Source organism: Idiomarina baltica OS145 (genome assembly GCF_000152885.1).
GTDB lineage: Bacteria > Pseudomonadota > Gammaproteobacteria > Enterobacterales > Alteromonadaceae > Idiomarina > Idiomarina baltica.
This window is the reverse complement of sequence record NZ_CH672406.1, coordinates 170681-189719: the sequence shown is the minus strand read 5'-3', so window position 1 is coordinate 189719 and position 19039 is coordinate 170681. Positions and strand designations below refer to the sequence as shown.

General features: G+C 48.0%; 21 protein-coding genes, 4 tRNA genes and 2 pseudogenes. 18 read left to right on the top strand and 9 right to left on the bottom strand.

Translation table 11 applies throughout. The annotated features are described in order from the left end of the window. Nucleotides 1-65: 65 nt before the first annotated feature. From OS145_RS08485 to ald, 4 genes are all read right to left on the bottom strand, one after another. A complete protein-coding gene (locus OS145_RS08485) occupies nucleotides 66-785 on the bottom strand; it encodes an arginyltransferase (protein ID WP_006955956.1) in 720 nt (239 codons plus the stop codon). Continuing rightward, entirely contained in the window at nucleotides 782-1486 is a 705-nt protein-coding gene (aat, locus tag OS145_RS08480; RefSeq protein WP_006955955.1) for a leucyl/phenylalanyl-tRNA--protein transferase, read from the bottom strand. Before aat ends, OS145_RS08485 begins: the two co-directional genes overlap by 4 nt. 21 nt (nucleotides 1487-1507) lie before the next feature. Continuing rightward, the gene (gene trxB / locus OS145_RS08475) at nucleotides 1508-2464 is read right to left on the bottom strand and encodes a thioredoxin-disulfide reductase (protein WP_006955954.1); all 957 of its coding nucleotides are present in this window, start codon (nucleotides 2462-2464) and stop codon (nucleotides 1508-1510) included. 149 nt (nucleotides 2465-2613) lie between these two features. Beyond that, nucleotides 2614-3741 (bottom strand): alanine dehydrogenase, encoded by a 1128-nt coding sequence (gene ald / locus OS145_RS08470; protein ID WP_006955952.1) that lies wholly within the window; start codon nucleotides 3739-3741, stop codon nucleotides 2614-2616. Between the two features lie 166 nt (nucleotides 3742-3907). Between ald and lrp the strand changes: the two genes are divergently transcribed. The 8 genes and pseudogenes from lrp (at nucleotide 3908) to serS (ending at nucleotide 10585) form a co-directional block, all read left to right on the top strand. Then, nucleotides 3908-4399, top strand: a complete 492-nt coding sequence (lrp, locus tag OS145_RS08465; RefSeq protein ID WP_006955951.1) for a leucine-responsive transcriptional regulator Lrp — start codon at nucleotides 3908-3910, stop codon at nucleotides 4397-4399. Between the two features lie 60 nt (nucleotides 4400-4459). Further along, nucleotides 4460-4885 (top strand): DNA translocase FtsK 4TM domain-containing protein, encoded by a 426-nt coding sequence (locus tag OS145_RS13755; protein WP_423202007.1) that lies wholly within the window; start codon nucleotides 4460-4462, stop codon nucleotides 4883-4885. Nucleotides 4886-4899: 14 nt separating this feature from the next. Next, nucleotides 4900-4950 (top strand): annotated as a pseudogene (locus OS145_RS13750) (hypothetical protein); the annotation flags it as partial. A 495-nt stretch (nucleotides 4951-5445) separates the two neighbouring features. Continuing rightward, nucleotides 5446-6939 (top strand): annotated as a pseudogene (locus tag OS145_RS13745) (DNA translocase FtsK); the annotation flags it as partial. A 1-nt stretch (nucleotide 6940) separates the two neighbouring features. After that, complete coding sequence (gene lolA / locus OS145_RS08455; protein ID WP_006955948.1) at nucleotides 6941-7555, top strand: outer membrane lipoprotein periplasmic chaperone LolA; 615 nt, start codon at nucleotides 6941-6943, stop codon at nucleotides 7553-7555. Continuing rightward, nucleotides 7542-8897, top strand: coding sequence for a replication-associated recombination protein A (locus OS145_RS08450; RefSeq protein WP_006955947.1), 1356 nt, complete (start codon nucleotides 7542-7544; stop codon nucleotides 8895-8897). Before lolA ends, OS145_RS08450 begins: the two co-directional genes overlap by 14 nt. Next, the gene (crcB, locus tag OS145_RS08445) at nucleotides 8884-9276 is read left to right on the top strand and encodes a fluoride efflux transporter CrcB (RefSeq protein WP_006955946.1); all 393 of its coding nucleotides are present in this window, start codon (nucleotides 8884-8886) and stop codon (nucleotides 9274-9276) included. The genes OS145_RS08450 and crcB overlap by 14 nt, the downstream gene beginning before the upstream one ends. Before the next feature lie 16 nt (nucleotides 9277-9292). Further along, nucleotides 9293-10585 carry a serine--tRNA ligase gene (gene serS, locus OS145_RS08440; RefSeq protein ID WP_006955945.1) on the top strand — a complete coding sequence of 431 codons (1293 nt, stop codon included), beginning with the start codon at nucleotides 9293-9295 and terminating at the stop codon, nucleotides 10583-10585. 4 nt (nucleotides 10586-10589) lie between these two features. Here the strand turns inward: serS and OS145_RS08435 are convergent, their stop codons facing one another. From OS145_RS08435 to OS145_RS08415, 5 genes are all read right to left on the bottom strand, one after another. Further along, nucleotides 10590-10919, bottom strand: coding sequence for a TusE/DsrC/DsvC family sulfur relay protein (locus OS145_RS08435; RefSeq protein WP_006955944.1), 330 nt, complete (start codon nucleotides 10917-10919; stop codon nucleotides 10590-10592). A gap of 1 nt (nucleotide 10920) precedes the next feature. Then, nucleotides 10921-11190 (bottom strand): hypothetical protein, encoded by a 270-nt coding sequence (locus OS145_RS08430; protein ID WP_006955943.1) that lies wholly within the window; start codon nucleotides 11188-11190, stop codon nucleotides 10921-10923. Further along, nucleotides 11181-11495, bottom strand: coding sequence for a hypothetical protein (locus OS145_RS08425; protein WP_006955942.1), 315 nt, complete (start codon nucleotides 11493-11495; stop codon nucleotides 11181-11183). The genes OS145_RS08430 and OS145_RS08425 overlap by 10 nt, the downstream gene beginning before the upstream one ends. Further along, complete coding sequence (locus OS145_RS08420; protein WP_006955941.1) at nucleotides 11492-11830, bottom strand: DsrE/DsrF/TusD sulfur relay family protein; 339 nt, start codon at nucleotides 11828-11830, stop codon at nucleotides 11492-11494. Before OS145_RS08420 ends, OS145_RS08425 begins: the two co-directional genes overlap by 4 nt. Nucleotides 11831-11903: 73 nt before the next feature. Next, nucleotides 11904-12572, bottom strand: a complete 669-nt coding sequence (locus OS145_RS08415; protein WP_006955940.1) for a Bax inhibitor-1/YccA family protein — start codon at nucleotides 12570-12572, stop codon at nucleotides 11904-11906. 291 nt (nucleotides 12573-12863) lie between these two features. Here OS145_RS08415 and OS145_RS08410 point away from each other — a divergent pair. The 10 genes from OS145_RS08410 (at nucleotide 12864) to OS145_RS08365 (ending at nucleotide 19009) form a co-directional block, all read left to right on the top strand. Further along, nucleotides 12864-12955, top strand: a tRNA-Ser gene (locus tag OS145_RS08410). Nucleotides 12956-13066: 111 nt separating this feature from the next. Continuing rightward, the gene (locus OS145_RS08405; RefSeq protein ID WP_006955939.1) at nucleotides 13067-14041 is read left to right on the top strand and encodes a DUF3667 domain-containing protein; all 975 of its coding nucleotides are present in this window, start codon (nucleotides 13067-13069) and stop codon (nucleotides 14039-14041) included. Between the two features lie 15 nt (nucleotides 14042-14056). Continuing rightward, entirely contained in the window at nucleotides 14057-14848 is a 792-nt protein-coding gene (locus OS145_RS08400; protein WP_006955938.1) for an acyl-CoA thioesterase, read from the top strand. Continuing rightward, nucleotides 14845-15435, top strand: coding sequence for a DNA-3-methyladenine glycosylase family protein (locus OS145_RS08395; RefSeq protein WP_006955937.1), 591 nt, complete (start codon nucleotides 14845-14847; stop codon nucleotides 15433-15435). Before OS145_RS08400 ends, OS145_RS08395 begins: the two co-directional genes overlap by 4 nt. 152 nt (nucleotides 15436-15587) lie before the next feature. Beyond that, on the top strand, nucleotides 15588-16238 hold the full coding sequence (locus OS145_RS08390; protein WP_006955936.1) for a LuxR C-terminal-related transcriptional regulator: 651 nt from the start codon (nucleotides 15588-15590) through the stop codon (nucleotides 16236-16238). Beyond that, entirely contained in the window at nucleotides 16235-18052 is a 1818-nt protein-coding gene (uvrC, locus tag OS145_RS08385) for an excinuclease ABC subunit UvrC (protein WP_006955935.1), read from the top strand. The genes OS145_RS08390 and uvrC overlap by 4 nt, the downstream gene beginning before the upstream one ends. A gap of 48 nt (nucleotides 18053-18100) precedes the next feature. Beyond that, the gene (pgsA, locus tag OS145_RS08380; protein WP_006955934.1) at nucleotides 18101-18649 is read left to right on the top strand and encodes a CDP-diacylglycerol--glycerol-3-phosphate 3-phosphatidyltransferase; all 549 of its coding nucleotides are present in this window, start codon (nucleotides 18101-18103) and stop codon (nucleotides 18647-18649) included. Nucleotides 18650-18745: 96 nt separating this feature from the next. Next, nucleotides 18746-18821: transfer RNA gene (locus OS145_RS08375), tRNA-Gly, on the top strand. Nucleotides 18822-18828: 7 nt separating this feature from the next. Continuing rightward, nucleotides 18829-18902: transfer RNA gene (locus OS145_RS08370), tRNA-Cys, on the top strand. A gap of 20 nt (nucleotides 18903-18922) precedes the next feature. After that, nucleotides 18923-19009 (top strand) — tRNA-Leu (locus OS145_RS08365). Nucleotides 19010-19039: the final 30 nt, after the last annotated feature.

The window sequence follows — 19039 nt, the reverse complement described above, 5'->3', positions numbered from 1 at the left end:
TGTCTTCTTTCGCCATTAAAATCCTCTAGAATTTAACTAATGAGCGCACATTGTACGCATAGGGTTCATTTTTGTGTGTTAGATTTTACCGCTTTTTTCCATTGATTGCCAATAAGCCGTTCATTTGGTGTAAAACGGGCTTTGTAGTTCATCTTATCGCAGTTATCAATTTGGTATCCAAGGTAGAGATAATCGAGTCCTTGCGCCTCTGTCCACTCGATTAAACTCAAAATAGAGTAGGTGCCTAGCGAACGCTTAGCTTCATCCGGATCAAAAAATGTGTACATGGCAGAGCTAGAACAACTGAGCACATCAACGATACTCACCATCATTAACTCGCCCGCACTATCGCGCCATTCAAAAAACTGCGGCTTCATCCAATCAGCATCACACCAAAGCCAAAATGATTCTGGATCGGGCGGATACATTGCGCCATCGGCGTGACGTTCCTCAATAAAGCGACAAAAGAGTGAGGTATAGTCAGGTTGAGGCTTTTCGACAACTGAAAGTACTAAATCGCGATTTTTATTTAACACTCGCTTTTGGTTTTTGCTGAAACTAAAATCGCTGACCGGTATACGAAGCGATTCGCAGGCTTGGCAGGATTCACAGTGGGGACGATAGACATCGTTATGGCTGCGACGAAACCCGTGTGCCATTAAGTGCTCATACAAATGAGCATTCATGGGTGTTTCTTCGTCGGCAACGGTAACGATTAAACGCTCTTCCTGATCCTTGAGATAACCACAGGGGCGGGTGCCTGTAATACCGAGTTTAACACTCATAAATAACGACTAATATCTCCTAACGACCAAAAGTCGTCAGTTAGTGGGCGATCGCGTAACGCAAATAATTGCTCTAGAAAATGCTCGCGGGCCATTGGCACCGCGCCGAGTGACGTTAAATGGGGATTTTCCATTTGGCAATCAATTAATTGACCCCCGTGCTCAACAAAGGCGTTCGCAAAACAGTGCAAAGCCACTTTAGATGCGTTAGTCGCACGGTGAAACATACTTTCGCCACAAAACAGACGACCGACACTGACACCATATAAGCCACCGACCAACGAATTATCTAGCCAAACTTCAACCGAATGGGCATGTCCTTTTCTATGCAGTTCAATATACGCCTCACGCATAGGTTCGGTAATCCATGTGCCTTCGTGCTCGGCGCGTATTGTTGCACACTCATCAATTACCTCTTCAAAGGCACGGTTCAGTGTGACTCGCCAAGGTTGGCGTCGCATGGCTTTCTTTAACGAACGCGAGCAATGGATATCGCCAGGTACAAAAACAGCGCGAGGATTGGGGGACCACCATAAAATCGGATCATCGGCCGCAAACCACGGGAAAATACCTGAGCGATAGGCACTCACCAAGCGTGCCTCTGAGAGGTCGCCGCCCACGGCAAGTAAGCCGTTAGGCTCTGCCAGTGCCATCGACACTGGCGGAAAGCTGACTGAGCTAGAACTCAGCTCGACTATCATAGGCGGCGACTCAGAATAGGATTACTTAGTTAATGCGTCCAGATAACGTTCAGCATCCAGTGCCGCCATGCAGCCCGTGCCTGCCGAGGTAATGGCTTGGCGATACACGTGGTCCATGACATCGCCAGCGGCAAATACGCCCGGAATGCTGGTTGCAGTTGCGTTACCTTCAAGGCCGCTTTGAACGACGATATAGCCGTTGTTCATTTCGAGTTGGCCATCGAATAAGCCTGTGTTGGGTTGGTGACCGATGGCAATAAAACAACCAGCGACATCTAGCTCCGACGTGCTACCGTCTTTTGTGTCTTTGATACGAACACCCGTCACGCCTGAGTCATCACCTAAGACTTCGTCTAAGGTCTTGTTCAAGTGAAGCGTCACGTTACCGTTCTCGGCTTTTTCCATCAGACGATCCGACAAGATCTTCTCAGAACGGAACGTATCACGGCGGTGAATGACATGCACTTCACTGGCAATATTAGACAGATAAAGCGCTTCTTCGACCGCAGTATTACCGCCACCGACAACACAGACCTTCTGATTTTTGTAGAAAAAGCCGTCACAGGTCGCGCAAGCAGAAACGCCTTTGCCCATAAACGCCTCTTCTGAGTCCAAACCCAGATATTTGGCGGATGCGCCGGTTGAGATAATCACTGAGTCAGCCGTATATTCGCCTACATCGCCTTTTAAGCGGAAAGGGCGCTCTGAGAAGTCGACTTTGTTGATGTGGTCAAACACGATTTCTGTATCAAAGCGCTCGGCGTGCTGCTGCATGCGCACCATTAAATCAGGTCCGGTTAACCCTTCAGCATCGCCCGGCCAGTTTTCAACGTCGGTAGTGGTCGTTAGCTGACCACCTTGTTGCATACCCGTAACCAATACCGGGTCAAGGTTTGCGCGCGCAGCATAGACTGCGGCGGTGTAGCCCGCAGGTCCAGAACCCAAAATCAAAAGTTTACAATGCTTGGCTTCAGCCATGTTGTTGCTCCTACTACAGAATGTGTTTCAGTTATATGTTTAGCTATGGGGTCGATTGTATGGATTGCAAGGAAAAGGCACAAGAACAACATAAAAAAAGCCCACCATTTTAGGTGAGCTTTTCTGTTCAGTTGCGCTTACTTGTCTAATTATTTAGAGAGCGCTTCACGCGGATCGATGTAGTCGAGGCTTAATTCTTCGCCTAAGTCATCGTGGACCGCTTTATAAGTGATTTTACCACCGTGCATGTTCAAACCACGCAACAGATGCTCGTTTTCTAACATGGCTTGGTTGCCTTTGTTAGCCAACGCGATACCGTAAGGCAAGGTTGCATTGTTAAGCGCGATAGTTGAAGTGCGTGCAACACCACCTGGCATGTTCGCAACACAGTAGTGAACAACATCATCAATCACGTATACCGGATCTTGGTGCGTTGTTGCGTATGAAGTTTCGAAACAACCACCTTGGTCAATCGCAACATCGACCAACACTGAACCTGGCTTCATGTTTTTGATGTGCTCGCGCGTCAAGAGTTTAGGTGCCGCTGCGCCTGGAATCAGCACTGCGCCAACAACTAAATCAGCTTCACGTGAATACTTGTCGATAGCATCTACGGTTGAGTAGATCGTGGTGACTTGACCATTGAAGATATCATCGATCTCGCGTAGACGCGGCAATGAGCGGTCAAGAATGGTGACGTCAGCGCCTAAGCCCAACGCCATTTTCGCAGCGTTAGTTCCGACAACACCACCACCGATGATGAGTACTTTGCCGGGCGCAACGCCAGGAACGCCACCTAGCAATGTGCCGCTGCCGCCGTGCGCTTTTTCAAGGTAATGCGCGCCTGCTTGAATTGACATGCGACCCGCAACTTCGCTCATAGGTGCTAAAAGCGGAAGACCATTGCGGTTATCAGTGACTGTCTCGTATGCGATAGCAGTACAACCTGATTCAGCCAATAATTTAGTTTGTGTTGGATCAGGTGCCAAGTGCAAGAAGGTGTAAAGGATTTGGCCTTCACGTAACATCTTACATTCGTTTGGCTGAGGTTCCTTAACTTTGACAATCATATCAGCACGCTCGAAGATCTCTTCTGGCGTTTCAACAATTGAAGCACCTGCGGCTTGATAGTCTTCGTTAGTAAAACCAATCGCAGCACCGCCGTTGTTTTCAACGATAACGTCGTGACCATTCGCAACATATTCGCGAACAGCTGCAGGCGTTAAACCGATACGATACTCGTGGTTTTTAATTTCCTTAGGAACACCTATTAACATACTCACCCTCTATAATTGACACGCATTGAGTGCGTTTTATCTGCTGATGTGATTGGTAAATTTCGTGGCGCAATTATAGACTGAAAACAAACTGGATTACGCACTTTTTTTAACCTAGTTTATAGTGATATATTAGGGCTAACTAATTAAATGACGCGATAAAATCATGAGATTTCCAGAAAACACCGATGAAATCACTATTGACAGAATTGACCGTAAGATCTTACGCATACTGCAAGACGATGGACGTATTGCCAACGTGGCGCTTGCGAAGCGAGTGGGGTTGAGCGCAACGGCTTGTTTAGAAAGGGTAAAAAAGCTTGAGCGAGAGGGTGTTATAGAGAGTTACCATGCCCGTATCAACCCAGCCAAGCTCGGCGCTAACTTGATGGTGTTCGTCGAAATTACCTTGTCGCGTACATCGGCGGATGCTTTCGCTGAATTCAGTGACGCGGCGCGTAAAACCGAAGAGATTCTGGAATGTCATTTAGTTGCAGGAGACTTTGATTTCCTCATTAAGGCGCGGGTACCTGACATGCGCGCTTACCGTAAATTACTCGGTGAAACCTTGCTGATGATGCCGGGTGTCGACGAATCGCGCACCTATGTTGTAATGGAAGAAGTAAAACAAGAGAATAAAGTTCTAGTAAAGGGCTAACATTAATAGCGAGATTCGCTACAATCGGGGGCAGAGAGCCTCCACTATAATAAGATCCCAATGACAGGAAGCATAAGACGAGCAATGACAGGTGTACAACGATTATTAGAAGCTGGCTTACTGATCAGCGGCGCGCTCGCGATTTTTCTATTTCTCGCTTTAGTGAGTTTTAACCCCGCCGATCCGAGTTGGTCACAGACGGGCTTTGAAGGCTCTATTAATAATGCCGGTGGCGCCGTTGGTGCATGGCTCGCCGATGTACTGCTATTTTCGTTTGGGTTTGTAGCTTATTTAGTGCCTTTCGCGTTTGCCGGGCTGGGTTATATGCTATTTCGTAAAACCCATCAACTACTCGAACTCGACTATCTGGCTGTTAGTTTGCGCCTCGTTGGTGCCATGCTCACGCTCATTGGTGCGGCCGCACTCTCTTCTATTAACTTTGATGATATTTATTACTTTTCAGCCGGGGCGTATTTGGTGACGTAATCGCAGCCTCGGTGATGCCGTACTTGAATTTTGTCGGCTCAACCATCTTATTACTGACATTTTTAGCCACCGGGCTGACATTGGTGACCGGAATTAGCTGGCTGCAGGTCGCCGATAAGCTCGGTGAATTATGCATTACTGGCGCGCTGTGGTGTTATGAACGTATTCGCAGCGTATGGCAGTCGGATGGCACTAAAGGTCACGATCGCGATACTAAAAAGGCAGCAGCTGACAACGAACACGACGATGATACACTCGATACCTCGGATTGGGATGAATCCACATTAGTAGAGCAAAAGGCGGAGGCCAAGCAAGAACCTGTACTGAACTTACCTTCATTGTCGGCATTAGATGAACACGAAATAGATAAAGAGGACGAGCCGCCGTTCGAACCGGATCCTGTCTTAGACGACAGCGATGCGCCTCGGTTTTCTAAGCAGGCGGCGGAAGCACGTAAACGCAGTGAGCCTGAAGCCGCAACGGAAACCAAAGCACAACCTGAATCGCCAGTCGAGCAAGCAGGGCAGGGCGATACCCAAAGTAACGAGGCGGAAGCGTTACCACCATTACCTTCGATTGAGTTGCTCGATAGACCGAATAAGCAAGAGAACCCCATTACACAAGAAGAACTTGACCAAGTGTCACGCACGGTTGAAACCGTTCTCAAAGACTTTGGCGTTGATGTTACCGTTGCCAACGTGCAGCCAGGTCCTGTGATCACCCGCTTTGAGCTCGATCTTGCGCCCGGTGTTAAAGTATCGAAGATTTCTAACTTAGCGAAGGATATTGCTCGTACGCTATCAGCCGTCGCCGTGCGCGTGGTTGAAGTCATTCCGGGTAAATCCTATGTTGGTTTGGAGTTACCTAATAAACACCGTGAAGTGGTTCAGCTCAGTGAAGTTATTCATCGCGACGCGTTTCAAAACACCCAATCGCCGCTGACCATGATTCTTGGTAAAAATATTGCCGGTTCGCCTGTGGTTGTTGACTTGGCGAAGATGCCTCACTTATTGGTGGCAGGTACAACAGGTTCGGGTAAATCAGTCGGTGTGAATGTGATGATCTTAAGCTTGCTCTACAAGAGCACACCGGAAGATGTTCGTCTGATTATGATTGACCCGAAAATGCTCGAATTGTCGGTGTATGAGGGGATTCCACACCTACTGACGGAAGTGGTCACAGATATGAAAGACGCCGCCAATGCCTTGCGTTGGTGTGTGGGCGAAATGGAACGCCGTTATAAACTCATGTCGGCCTTAGGTGTGCGCAATCTTAAAGGCTACAACGCCAAAGTCGTGGCCGCTAAAGAAGCGGGTGAACCGCTCAAAGATCCTATTTGGAAGCCGGGTGATTCGATGGATGAAATGCCGCCTGAGCTCGAAAAACTGCCGAATATCGTCGTAGTCATCGATGAATTTGCCGATATGATGATGATTGTCGGTAAAAAAGTCGAAGAACTGATCGCGCGCATTGCGCAGAAAGCGCGTGCCGCAGGTATTCATTTAATTTTGGCAACGCAGCGGCCATCGGTGGATGTTATTACCGGTTTGATTAAAGCCAATATTCCTACGCGTATTGCGTTCCAAGTATCGTCAAAAGTCGACTCACGCACTATTCTCGATCAACCGGGCGCGGAGCAGCTATTAGGGCAGGGTGATATGTTGTATTTGCCTCCGGGCAGCGGTTCACCCGTTCGTGTGCACGGCGCCTTTGTTGATGACCACGAAGTACACGCGGTGGTTGCCGATTGGAAGAAACGCGGTAAACCGAATTACCTCGAGGAAATCCTTTCGGGTGATCAAGGCGAAGACGCGTTATTACCGGGTGAGCAACAAGAAATGGACGAGGCTGAATCGGATCCTTTATATGATGAGGCGGTTGCCTTCGTGACCGAGACCCAGCGTGTTTCTGTGTCGAGTGTACAACGTAAATTCAGAATTGGTTATAACCGCGCGGCGCGTATCGTCGAACAAATGGAAATGTCGGGTGTCGTAAGTAGTGCTGGCAATAATGGCCAGCGTGATGTACTCGCACCGAGACCACCGAGGGATTAATATGAAGCAGTATGGAATCGCACTGGCGCTTATCGCGAGTGTGGTAATGAGCCCCTTAAGTTGGGCAACAGAACAAGCCAAACAGCAGTTGCAAGATAAAATGCAGCAACTCGAGAGTGTGCAAGCCAGCTTTGAACAAACGGTTACCGGCAGTAGTGGTGAGGTATTACAAAGCCTCACCGGTGAACTGGCGTTGCAACGACCTGCGATGTTGCGTTGGCGTAGTAATCCCCCCGATGACACCTTGCTTATCGCTGATGGTGAATCGGTTTGGTACTACAATCCGTTTGTTGAGCAAGTCACTGTTTATGCCCAGAGTAATGCAGTTGAAAACAGTCCATTGTTATTGTTGATGGAAGGCTCAAAAGAGCGTTGGCAGCAGTTTGACGTGACTTATGACAGTGCAGAGGGCGCGTTTGAAGTGGTGAACGAGAATACTGGTAGCGAGCTAAACTTGAGCTTCACCGGAGATAAGTTGGCTCGTATCGTGCTTAAACAAAAGCAAGGGGATACCACCACTATCGCACTCACTGATGTGGTAATGAACGAACGCTTGCCGACCGACTTATTTCAATTTGCTATCCCTGAAGGTGTCGAGGTCGATGACCAACGGTGAACTGGCGTTTGAAGAAGAACATGACTTTAGGCCACTGGCTGCGCGAATGCGTGCGCAGTCGCTGGACGAGTATGTAGGTCAAACACATCTACTTGCCGAAGGTAAACCCCTGTGGCAAGCGGTCGCGCAAGGACGTTTGCACTCAATGATTTTGTGGGGACCGCCCGGAACAGGCAAAACCACTCTGGCAGAACTCATGGCGACCTCCGCCGATGCGACCGTATCACGTTTAAGTGCTATTACCTCAGGTGTGAAAGAGATTCGCCAAGCCATTGATGAAGCAAAACAGCGCGCTAAGCAACAAGGTCGCCGCACCTTACTGTTTGTCGATGAGGTACATCGGTTTAATAAAAGCCAACAAGATGCTTTCCTACCTTTTATCGAAGATGGCACGGTAATCTTTGTTGGTGCAACGACTGAAAATCCCGGTTTTGAGCTCAACAATGCACTATTGTCACGCGCCCGCGTGTATCGTCTTGAATCTATCAAGGCTGAAGATTTGCGAGCGCTTTTACAGCGCACCTTGCAAGATCCTGAGCGCGGTCTAGGCGCGCGTCACATCAGGCTCACCCCAGAAGCGGAAGACAGGCTGCTGGACTTAGCGGGCGGTGATGCACGCCGCATGCTCAACTATCTTGAAGTTGCAGCGGATTATTTATCCGAAGGCGAGGCTGAGCTTAACACTGAATTACTCTTGCACGCAGTCGGCGAGCAGCAAGCGGCCTTTGATAATAAAGGTGATCATTTCTACGACATCTTATCGGCATTTCATAAGTCAGTGCGTGGGTCATCACCCGACGGCGCACTGTATTGGTATGCACGTATTCTTGTCGGGGGCGGTGACCCTTTGATTGTCGCAAGAAGACTACTCGCCATTGCATCGGAAGATATCGGTAATGCCGACCCGCGTGCATTACAGATTGCCTTAAATGCATGGGATACGTTTCACCGTGTCGGCCCCGCAGAAGGCGAACGGGCAATTGCACAAGCGGTAGTGTATTGTGCCAGTGCTGCGAAAAGTAACGCCGTTTACAATGCGTTTAAAGCGGCTATCGCGGCCGCAAAAGCTCATCCAACGGCTGAGGTACCGAGCCATTTGCGTAATGCACCGACCAAGATTCATAAACAGCAAGGCTACGGTGAAGATTACCGTTATGCTCATAATTATCCTAATGCCTATGTGGCAGGAGAGCGCTACTTACCGGATGCGCTCGCAGACGCATACTTCTATCAGCCTGAACCGCGTGGTTTAGAAATAAAAATTAAAGACAAACTGCTCTGGCTTCGTCAACAAGACGAACGTAGCGAATGGCAACGAGGAAAGTCTGATGACAAGCCTTAGTCAATGGTTAATGGTCGCCGCGGGTGGCGCGATTGGCGCAAGTGCACGGCACGGCGTGGCTTTATTGATGTTAAGCACGGGTTGGCGGTTCCCTTTTGCGACGTTGATCGTTAACATAATAGGTTCTTTTTTATTAGGCGCTGTATACGCACATGTGCAACATCAAGGACTCTCAGAGTCCGTGCGGTTATTTGTCGGCGTTGGCTTGCTCGGAGCCTTCACAACGTTCTCCACGTTCTCGGTTGAAGTGGTGCAGTTGGCGACTCAAGGTGAGTGGGGGCGAGCCTCAGTAAATATCGTACTCAACGTGGGACTCTGCGTGCTAGGTGTCGCAGCAGCCATGGCGTTGTATAATTTCTTTATCATTAAACCGAATTAAGTGAAGTAGGATATCCATGCTAGATGCAAAATATTTCCGCGAGGAACTGCAACAAACCGCTGAGCGTTTAAAAACACGCGGCTTTGAGCTGAACATCGATGAGATTCAAGCACTCGAAGAACAGCGCAAATCGATCCAAGTAAAAACTGAGCAGTTGCAGGCTGAGCGTAACAGTCGCTCGAAAGCGATTGGTAAGGCAAAGCAGGCGGGTGAGGATATCCAGCCGTTATTAGACGCGGTGAGTGATTTAGGTTCACAGCTTGATGCAGCAAAAGAAGAGCTGCGTGAAGTACAAGACAAACTCGGCGCGTTGATTATGGGTGTGCCCAACTTGCCAGCTGAAGGCGTGCCTGAGGGTAAAGATGAATCGGAAAATCAAGAAATCAGCGTGTGGGGTGAGCCTCCGCAACTGGATTTTGAACCCAAAGATCATGTTGAATTGGCTGAAGCCTTGGCAAAAGGTATGGATTTTGAAGCCGCAGCTAAATTAACCGGCGCGCGCTTTGTCGTGATGCGTGGCAAGATTGCGCGTCTGCATCGTGCATTGACCCAGTTCATGTTGGATACGCATACAGAAGCCCATGGTTACGCTGAAACCTATGTACCTTATTTAGTAAATCATGACAGCCTTTATGGCACGGGGCAGTTACCTAAATTTGGTAAAGACCTGTTCCATATTCAGGGTGAGACAGAAGAGCAGATCCCACTGTCACTGATTCCAACCGCTGAAGTGCCACTCACTAATTTAGCGCGTGATGAGATTTTCGATGAAGCTGAATTGCCAGTAAAATTAACCGCGCATACACCATGCTTCCGCAGTGAAGCCGGTTCACACGGTCGTGATACGCGCGGTCTGATTCGTCAGCATCAGTTTGATAAAGTAGAGTTGGTTTGGCTCGCGCACCCAGAGCAGTCAATGGATGCGCTTGAGCAGCTCACCCAGCACGCTGAAACCATCTTACAAAAGCTTGGCTTAGCGTATCGTAAAGTGTTGTTGTGTACTGGTGACATGGGCTTTGGTGCAACTAAAACATACGATCTCGAAGTCTGGTTACCGGCGCAAAATACCTATCGTGAGATTAGCTCATGCTCAAACATGGGTGATTTCCAAGCGCGTCGTATGCAAGCACGTTTCCGTCGTAAAGGCGCGAAGAAACCCGAGTTATTGCACACGTTAAATGGCTCAGGCCTGGCAGTAGGACGTACCTTGGTGGCATTACTCGAGAATTATCAACAAGCCGATGGTTCAATTGTGATTCCAGAAGTATTGCGCCCGTACATGGGTGGTATCGAGCGCATTGAGGCGTAATCGGTTAAATACACTTCGCGGGTTTGGGTAAGCCCGCAATGCGTGTTGCCTGTTTAGCAGGCCCTTTAGGAAACAGTCGGTAGAGATATCGGCTGTTTGCTTTTTCTTCGCCGAGTTTCTTCTTCATCGCTTTTACCAGCACACGCATGGCCGGGCTGGTGTCATATTCGCGATAAAAATCCTGCACAAAATGCACCACTTCCCAATGAGCAGGCGTCATCTCGATATTCTCAAGCTCAGCAAAATGCAGAGCAAGCGGCTCGCTCCAATCGTCAAGGTGAGCTAAATAGTTGTGTTTGTCGGTTTCGTACTGCTTACCGTTAAATTCAATCATACTACCAAATCCAATGTTGCGTATGCGTTATAAGCTCCACCCATTGAGCATCGCTAATCACCTCGACCCAATCGACCGGTGCTATGGTCATCTCATGCGCTGGGATGACTATTTTACACAATTGCAAAGCCTGGGGACACGTCGCGGGTAAGTCCTTTGCAGAATCAGCGGTCAGGAGGATCGCGGTATGCTCAGTGAGTAATGCGTGCTGTTGCTCAAGCCAACTGATGAGGGGGCGCGTTTGAAGCCAATGAGTGCAATTCAGTTGCATGTGATCACCTCCGCAAAATTAAGCAGTAAGGCGTTTAAATCGCGTTTGGCTGTCCACTCGAATTCAATATCATCGTTGTCCAGTTGGGGCTCAAAATCGCTAGCTATCAAGATAGGCTCGGCATCGAGTAGTTCTAACATACCGTAGCGTTTATGAAGCTCAGACTGTAACGACATCCACGCATTATCCAGCATGATGAGTTGTACTGACTGATCTAAGCTGGCGAGCGATAAGACTAAATCGAGCGCTGAACGGGCGCATTCAAGTTCAGGGTTTAATTGAACAATGGCATAGTTCTTACTCATGATAAGGTCACCACTTTATCCGCCGTATTCATCCAACTTACCAACTGAGTGAGTCCCGCAGGTTCAAAGGCGGAGTTAAATTGCTCAATACCCTGACGTTCTGCAGCCGTATGACAGACCACCAAGTCGAAGTGATGCTGTTCTGCCAGCCCACACCAGCTTTGGCTGTACGGGTTGTCGGCCGCAGCGGCACTGGCAAGGCTCACCGCATCGGCGTAGAAGAAAACGCCCGTCAACGTATAGCCATCGTTAATTGCTTGTTCTGCAAAGCGTAGCGCCGCGCGATGTCGTGCATCGGCGTGCATACCTGCTTTGATAATGAGTGTCAGGTTCATGATGCTCAATGAGTCTATTGGTAAAAAAAAGCCCCGCAAAAGGCGGGGCTCAATTAAACACGCTATTGTGTGTTTAATCGTCGCCGTTAAATGCCATCAATAATGTTAGCAAGTTAACGAACAAGTTATAAAGCGAAACATACAAAGTCACCGTGGCTAAGATGTAGTTACGCTCGCCGCCGTGAATAATTTCACTGGTTTGATACATAATCAACATCGCCATCAATGGGATCATGATAGCCGATAGTGCTAATTGCAACGCAGGCATCTGGAAGAAGAAGTTAGCGAGCATCGCTACAACCACCATGATGATACCCGCAGTAATTAAACCGCCGAGCTTAGACATGTCCTTCTTAGTACTCAGTACATAACCTGATGTCGCAAAGAACGTCAATGCGGTGCCACCTAAAGCGGTTGCAACCATCTCGCCACCACCTGGCATTTGCAACGCCATATTAAGTAGTGGACCTAAGGTATAACCCAAGAACCCGGTAAGGGCGAAGGTCAAAACGATGCCCATGGCGCTGTCTTTGGTTTTATGAATACCAAACAGCAAACCAACATAAAGAATCAAGGTGATGAAAAAGCCTGGATAAGGCAAATTCATCATGGTACTAATTGTTGCCGTCACAGCACTAAAAGCAAGTGTCATGGCAAGCAGTGCATAGGTGTTACGTAACACCTTATTCACTGAGCCGGCAACCTGCTGCTGACCGACATACATCTGACTACGATCGTTCATAGTTTTCTCCGTTGATTAACGCTAGTTTTTAAGACTCAAAATTTTTTAAAAAGTTTCTTTATAAATGATGCTTGTATACCCTTAGTATATGGGTACTGATACTACCTTTAAAGTAGTTTCTTAGGTAGGAAATTCGGTTTATTACCGCGAGTTAGCTCGAAAAGTGATCGCTTTGATTAAATCATCGCCAAACGAACCACATTTGACAACTTTATTTAAATTTTTACTTTACAAGCGCCGCGAAGGTCTTTAATATTCGCCTCGTCTTCAGGGGAAAGCCCCAAGGACAACGGAGAGGTGGCAGAGCTCGGTTGAATGCACCTGACTTGAAATCAGGCGTGGGTTCACACCCACCGGGGGTTCGAATCCCTCCCTCTCCGCCAAATTTCGAAAAGCCCGCTCATCGAGCGGGCTTTTTTCGTTTCAGCCTACTATTGTACTTCACCTGCGTTGCTGAATATACTGAGGCAATAATAAGAGATGGAGTGCGCCTCATGGAAGCGAGCCAACCACCCGCGACCCACATTTTATGCAAAAACTGTGATACCCCCCTTCAAGGTGAGTATTGTCATCGTTGTGGTCAGCAGGATAAACGCTACTTACGCAGTATATTTGCCGTTGTCGGCGACTTAATGGGCGAATTGGGTCATTGGGACTCTCGGTTTTACCGAACGCTCAGCGGCTTATTTATGCGTCCAGGCTTCTTGTCACTTGAATTTGTCCGAGGACGGCATGCCTCATACGTGCCCCCGTTACGTATGTATTTCTTCATGTCGTTGATTTCGTTCATGGTAATGCGTGCGTTGGTCGACTTTACGCCACAAGTCAATCAAGACCTATCGCCTGAGCAACAAGCCGAAATTCAACAGCAGATTGATAAAGCCGACGCAGTTTTGGCGACACAGAAGGAACCCACTGCGGATATAACACCACCGGATGAAGAGCCGGCAACGCTCAATCTCGATTTAAAAGAGTTTCCGTTATTAGATGCCGAGGATGAAAAGTTGCTTGAGCAAAAGCTTAAGTTAATGCAACAGAATCCTGATGCTTTTATCGAGCGGCTAGTGGGGAACGCGCCTCAAGCGATGTTGCTCATGCTCCCATTCTGGGCACTATTGCTTAAACTGTGTTACCCCTTCAGTAAGCATTATTACATTGAGCACTTGGCTGTTGCGTTGCATACCCATGCCTTTTTGTTGTTGTCGTTTATGATGCTGACAATTACGGATTCCAGTGCGGCTTGGTTGAGTACACAATTCGACTATCCATGGATTGATGAGCTTGCCAGTTACGCCGAGAACATTCTACTGATGTGGATGGTGGCGTACCTGCTATTTACCCAGAAACTGTTTTATCAGCAGTCATGGCCCATGACACTTTTTAAGTTTTTCATTTGCTCTTTTATTTATGTCTTTTTAATAGCAGCCGCTTTCTTAGCACTGGTCGTGCTGGGCTTGCTGAGTAGTTAACCTAACGAGGTTTGTATGTTTTTTGAAACGTTAGCGCAGATTGTAAAAGATAAACATCAACAAAGTATTGAGTTACCTGAAGGGTGGGCGCAAGGGCGTGCATTTTTTGGTGGGTTTAGCGCCGGTATTGCCGCTGATTTTATTCTTAAGCAGTTTGATGCGGCTTATCACATGCGCGCATTTAACGTGTCTTTTGTAGCACCAACGGCGCCCGGGAGTGCGGATTTATCGCTGAATATATTACGTCAGGGATCCTCGGTTGTGCAGGTCAGTGCGCAAATTATTCAAAATGGCGAAGTGACCTTATTTGCACTGGCAAGCTTAGGTAAAGCACGCCAGTCGCAGGTGTTTGAAGACCAAGAGCCTGCGCCTGAGTTTGCTGCCCCCGAACAAGGTATGGGGATTCCCGATTCGCCCGTAACGCCTGAATTTGCTAAACATTTCGACTATCGTATTTTACGCGGCGGTATGCCGTTTAGCGGTCAAGTCGAGCGTGAATTCGGCGGTTGGGTAAGGTTTAGAAACGAACAGCACGAAATGACTATTGCGGCTGTTCTAGGTTTAGTGGATGCGTGGCCACCGGCCGTACTGCCGCGTTTGAAAAAGCCCGCACCGGCTTCATCGCTCACTTGGACCATTGAGTTTCCTGATAAGCGGTTGTCAGAAAAGCAAACCACCGCATGGTGGCGTTACTTGGCGACGATTGAATATGCCGCCGATGGCTACGGGCATAGCCGTGCCGGATTATGGGATGAGCAGGGCGAATTGTTTGCGATTAGCCGACAAACCTTTACGGTGTTTGCATGAGTGAAAAAGCAAGCGACGTTAAGCAACACCTGTTATCAACCCAGCCAGGTTTTGAACTGGTCCTGCTTGAGCAGGACCATGTTGAACCGTTAACCCCTTCAGACATGGCACCGATCGAGGCATTGCCTCGTATTGTGATGCGGCAAATGTTGAGCTTACAGGCATCTAAAACCATTATTTCACGCGTCGAAGCACGCGCGGCTGAGCAGGGCGTGCGAATTGCACAATTAAGTTACGATGACTTATTAGAATGTGGGTTAAGTCGTAATAAGGCGGTCGCGGTGGGGGCTATCGAAGCTTATTGGCAACAATCGCGCGAAAAAATGCAGCAGTGGCCGCTATTGGATTGTGATGATCTCTTACGCGAAGTTCAGCAGATAAAAGGCGTGGGTCCTTGGTCGGCATCGATCTTGGCGATGTTTCATTTTGCTCATGAGGATCTTTTTCCTATTCAGGATAGTTCACTACGAAAAGCTATTGCGTTGTTGAAAGAACGCGACGTCATCATTATTCCCGAGCGAGCGACACCTTATAGATCCTATCTAGCCTGCTATTTGTGGCAATTACTCGATCAGAAACGGATTTAACTTCAAATCGAGACTTCACAGAAAATCGACTGAGTTTAGTTAACAAAATGTTCGATTTTTAACTTGATAAATCGCCATTTTTGCTCAAATTTATTCTCGCTTTAATCAGCAAAACCTATGTTCAATCAATTGTTGAGAGGAATTATGCAAAAATGGCGAAAATTATTTTAGCAATCAACAACCCTATTGTTAGCGCAGGGATGCGCACCGTAGTCGAACAAAACTTTTCTGATGAAGTCGAAACGGTCGAATCCATGCCGCAGCTGCGCTTAGCGGTAAATGAACACCCCAATTCAATCGTGGTGTTGGGCTGCTCCTTAGCAGGTGATGCGACAGTAGAAAATTGGCGTCGACTAAAACGCCGCCACGAAGACATCAAGCTCATTGTGTGGGGGAAATGCTATCAAGACGTGTTAGATTTTCAATGCGGCGTGCAAGAAGTCGACGGCTACTTGCTCGAGTCGGGCAGTAGCCAAGAATTGGTTACCGCGATATCGTCTTTGCGTCAGGGCTCCGTATTTGTGGCGGCACCGATTGCCGAATACTTAGCCAAAAACCCGTATGGCGATAAACGACGTAATATTGTTGAGCAACTGAGTGACCGAGAACTTCAAGTCATGCAAATGATCGGTCGTGGCGTGCGCGTAAGTGAAATCGCGGAGCATTTGTGCATCAGCAGTAAAACGATCAATACATTTAGGTATCGAATTTTTGCAAAGCTTAATATTAATAGTGATGTACAATTGTCCCATCTAGCATTACGAGCGGGACTCGTTGAACTATTAGAATTTGAAGGTGTATGAGCAACCAATTTGATGCAGAAAACTTTCTGAGACACCTGACTCATCAGCCCGGCGTTTATCGCATGTATGATGAGTCAGGCGATGTCATCTATGTCGGCAAAGCCAAAGACTTAAGAAAACGCGTATCGAGCTACTTCCGTGAGAAAGTCGATCGCGTGAAGACACAAGTCTTAGTTAAGCAAATTGCCGACATGGATGTCACGGTCACCAATACCGAAGCCGAAGCGCTTATTCTCGAGAATACCTTTATCAAAAAATATCGCCCGCGTTATAACGTCTTACTACGCGACGATAAGTCCTATCCCTACATTATTATGACCGATCATACGCATCCGCGATTAGGTTTTCATCGCGGTGCGCGGCGCCAAAAGGGTGAATATTTTGGTCCGTTTCCTAACGGAGCCGCGGTGCGCGAGAGTCTGCGACTGATGCAAAAGTTGTTTCCTATTCGTCAGTGTGAGGATGCCTATTACCGAGCCCGCAGCCGTCCGTGTTTACAGTATCAGCTGAAAAGGTGCTTAGCGCCTTGCGTGAACGTCTGCACAGATGAGGAATACGATGAGCAAGTGCAACTGGCACGGCAGTTTCTCAACGGCAAGAACCAACAGGTCATTGATCAGCTTGTAACGCGCATGGAAAATGCCAGTGAGTCGCTCGACTTTGAGCGCGCGGCACGCTACCGCGATCAAATTGCCATGCTAAGACGTACCCAAGAACGTAACTCAGTGACGGGGGCGCAAGAGGAGCTCGACGTCATCGGTTTTGCGCGCGGTAATGGTGTAACCACCGTACAAATGCTGTTTATCCGTGATAATCACTTACAAGGTAGCCGCAGTTATTTTCCTAAAGTACCGGCGGATACATCGGATGAAGAAGTCCTTCAAGCCTTCTTATTGCAGTTCTACCTAAACCAAAGTTCTGGGCGCAAAACTCCCGCCGAAATTGTGCTACCCGATGAGATCAAACACGATCCTGTGCTAGGTGAGGTACTCGGCGAAGCCGTCGGTCGCAAAGTCCGTTTACTTCATAACGTGCGCGGAGAGCGCAAGCAATACCAGCAGCTCGCTAAGAAAAACGCCGTTAATGCGTTGGAAGGTAAACTGAATCAACAAAGCACCATGAATCGTCGAACATCAGCGCTTCAGCAAGTGCTTGAACTCGGGATCCCGATTCAGCGCATGGAATGTTTTGACATCAGTCATACTATGGGTCAGCAAACGGTCGCATCCTGCGTGGTGTTTGACCAAAACGGACCCAAGAAGTCTGACTATCGGCGCTATAATATTACCGGTATCACGCCGGGCGATGATTACGCCGCGATGGCGAAGGCACTGGCGAAGCGTTATGACAACGCCAAGGAAAACGGCAACATTCCTGATATTTTGTTTATCGACGGTGGTAAAGGACAACTGGCGCAAGCCGAGAACTACTTCGCTGACTGGGGTAAAGACGCCCCTATGCTGATAGGTGTCGCAAAAGGGGAGTCCCGTAAGCCCGGATTAGAGACATTGATCATGGCAGGAAGCCACGAAACGATTCCTTTGAATAAGGATGCCAGCGCATTGCATTTAATCCAGCATATACGCGATGAATCGCACCGATTCGCCATAACAGGGCACCGCCAGAAGCGTAATAAAGTCAAGCGAACGTCGAGTTTAGAAGAGATCGAGGGCATTGGCGCTAAGCGTCGGCAAAAGATTTTAAAAAATCTTGGTGGATTACAAGAGGTAAAAAACGCTAGTATTGACCAACTAGCCAATGTCCCGGGTATTAGTCGTGCACTGGCTGAAAAAATATATTACTCATTTCGATAGCGACAGCAGGGCGACCGTGCCACTGAGCTAAAAAAAGGATTGCGGATAATGAAGTGGAATATCCCAAATATTTTGACGAGTTTTAGGATTTTATTAATCCCGGTATTTTTGATTGTGTTTTATTTACCGTTTGAAGATGCTCGTTTTTGGTCGGCGTTTATTTTTTGGCTCGCCGCAATTACCGATGCGCTCGATGGCTGGATTGCTCGTCAATTTAATCAGTTTACTGAGTTTGGTGCATTTCTCGATCCCGTTGCCGATAAAGCAATGGTTATCGCAGCATTAGTCGTACTGGTTGAAGATTACAACGCGTGGTATATCACTGTACCGGCATTAACCATGATCTGTCGCGAGCTCATTGTGAGTGCACTACGTGAATGGATGGCGCAACGAGGCAATCGGGATAAAGTAGCGGTATCTAATTTAGGCAAATTAAAAACCATTGCACAAATGGTCGCGTTAATCGGTCTTTTGTGGGACGCAAATATCTGGACATTCTGGATTTCAATCGTTTTGTTCTTTACTGCATTTGTTCTTACATTATGGTCGATGTGGGAATATTTACGCGCTGCAGGGTCACAATTGACTAGAAATTGATAGGTTTGCGCTAAAAATAGCCAAACAGTCACAAAAATCACAAAAAGTCGTTGACGTATTTCATTTAAACAGTAGAATGCGACGGCAGATGGCGATGCGGGAATAGCTCAGTTGGTAGAGCACAACCTTGCCAAGGTTGGGGTCGCGAGTTCGAGTCTCGTTTCCCGCTCCAAACCATCGGCGGGTTGGCAGAATGGCTATGCAGCGGATTGCAAATCCGTGGATCTCGGTTCGACTCCGGGACCCGCCTCCATGACTTGGTTTACGTTTAGTGCCCGGGTGGTGGAATTGGTAGACACAAGGGATTTAAAATCCCTCGCTGGTAACAGCGTGCCGGTTCAAGTCCGGCCCCGGGCACCAATTCCGATTATTTCAAAGTCTATTAAATGC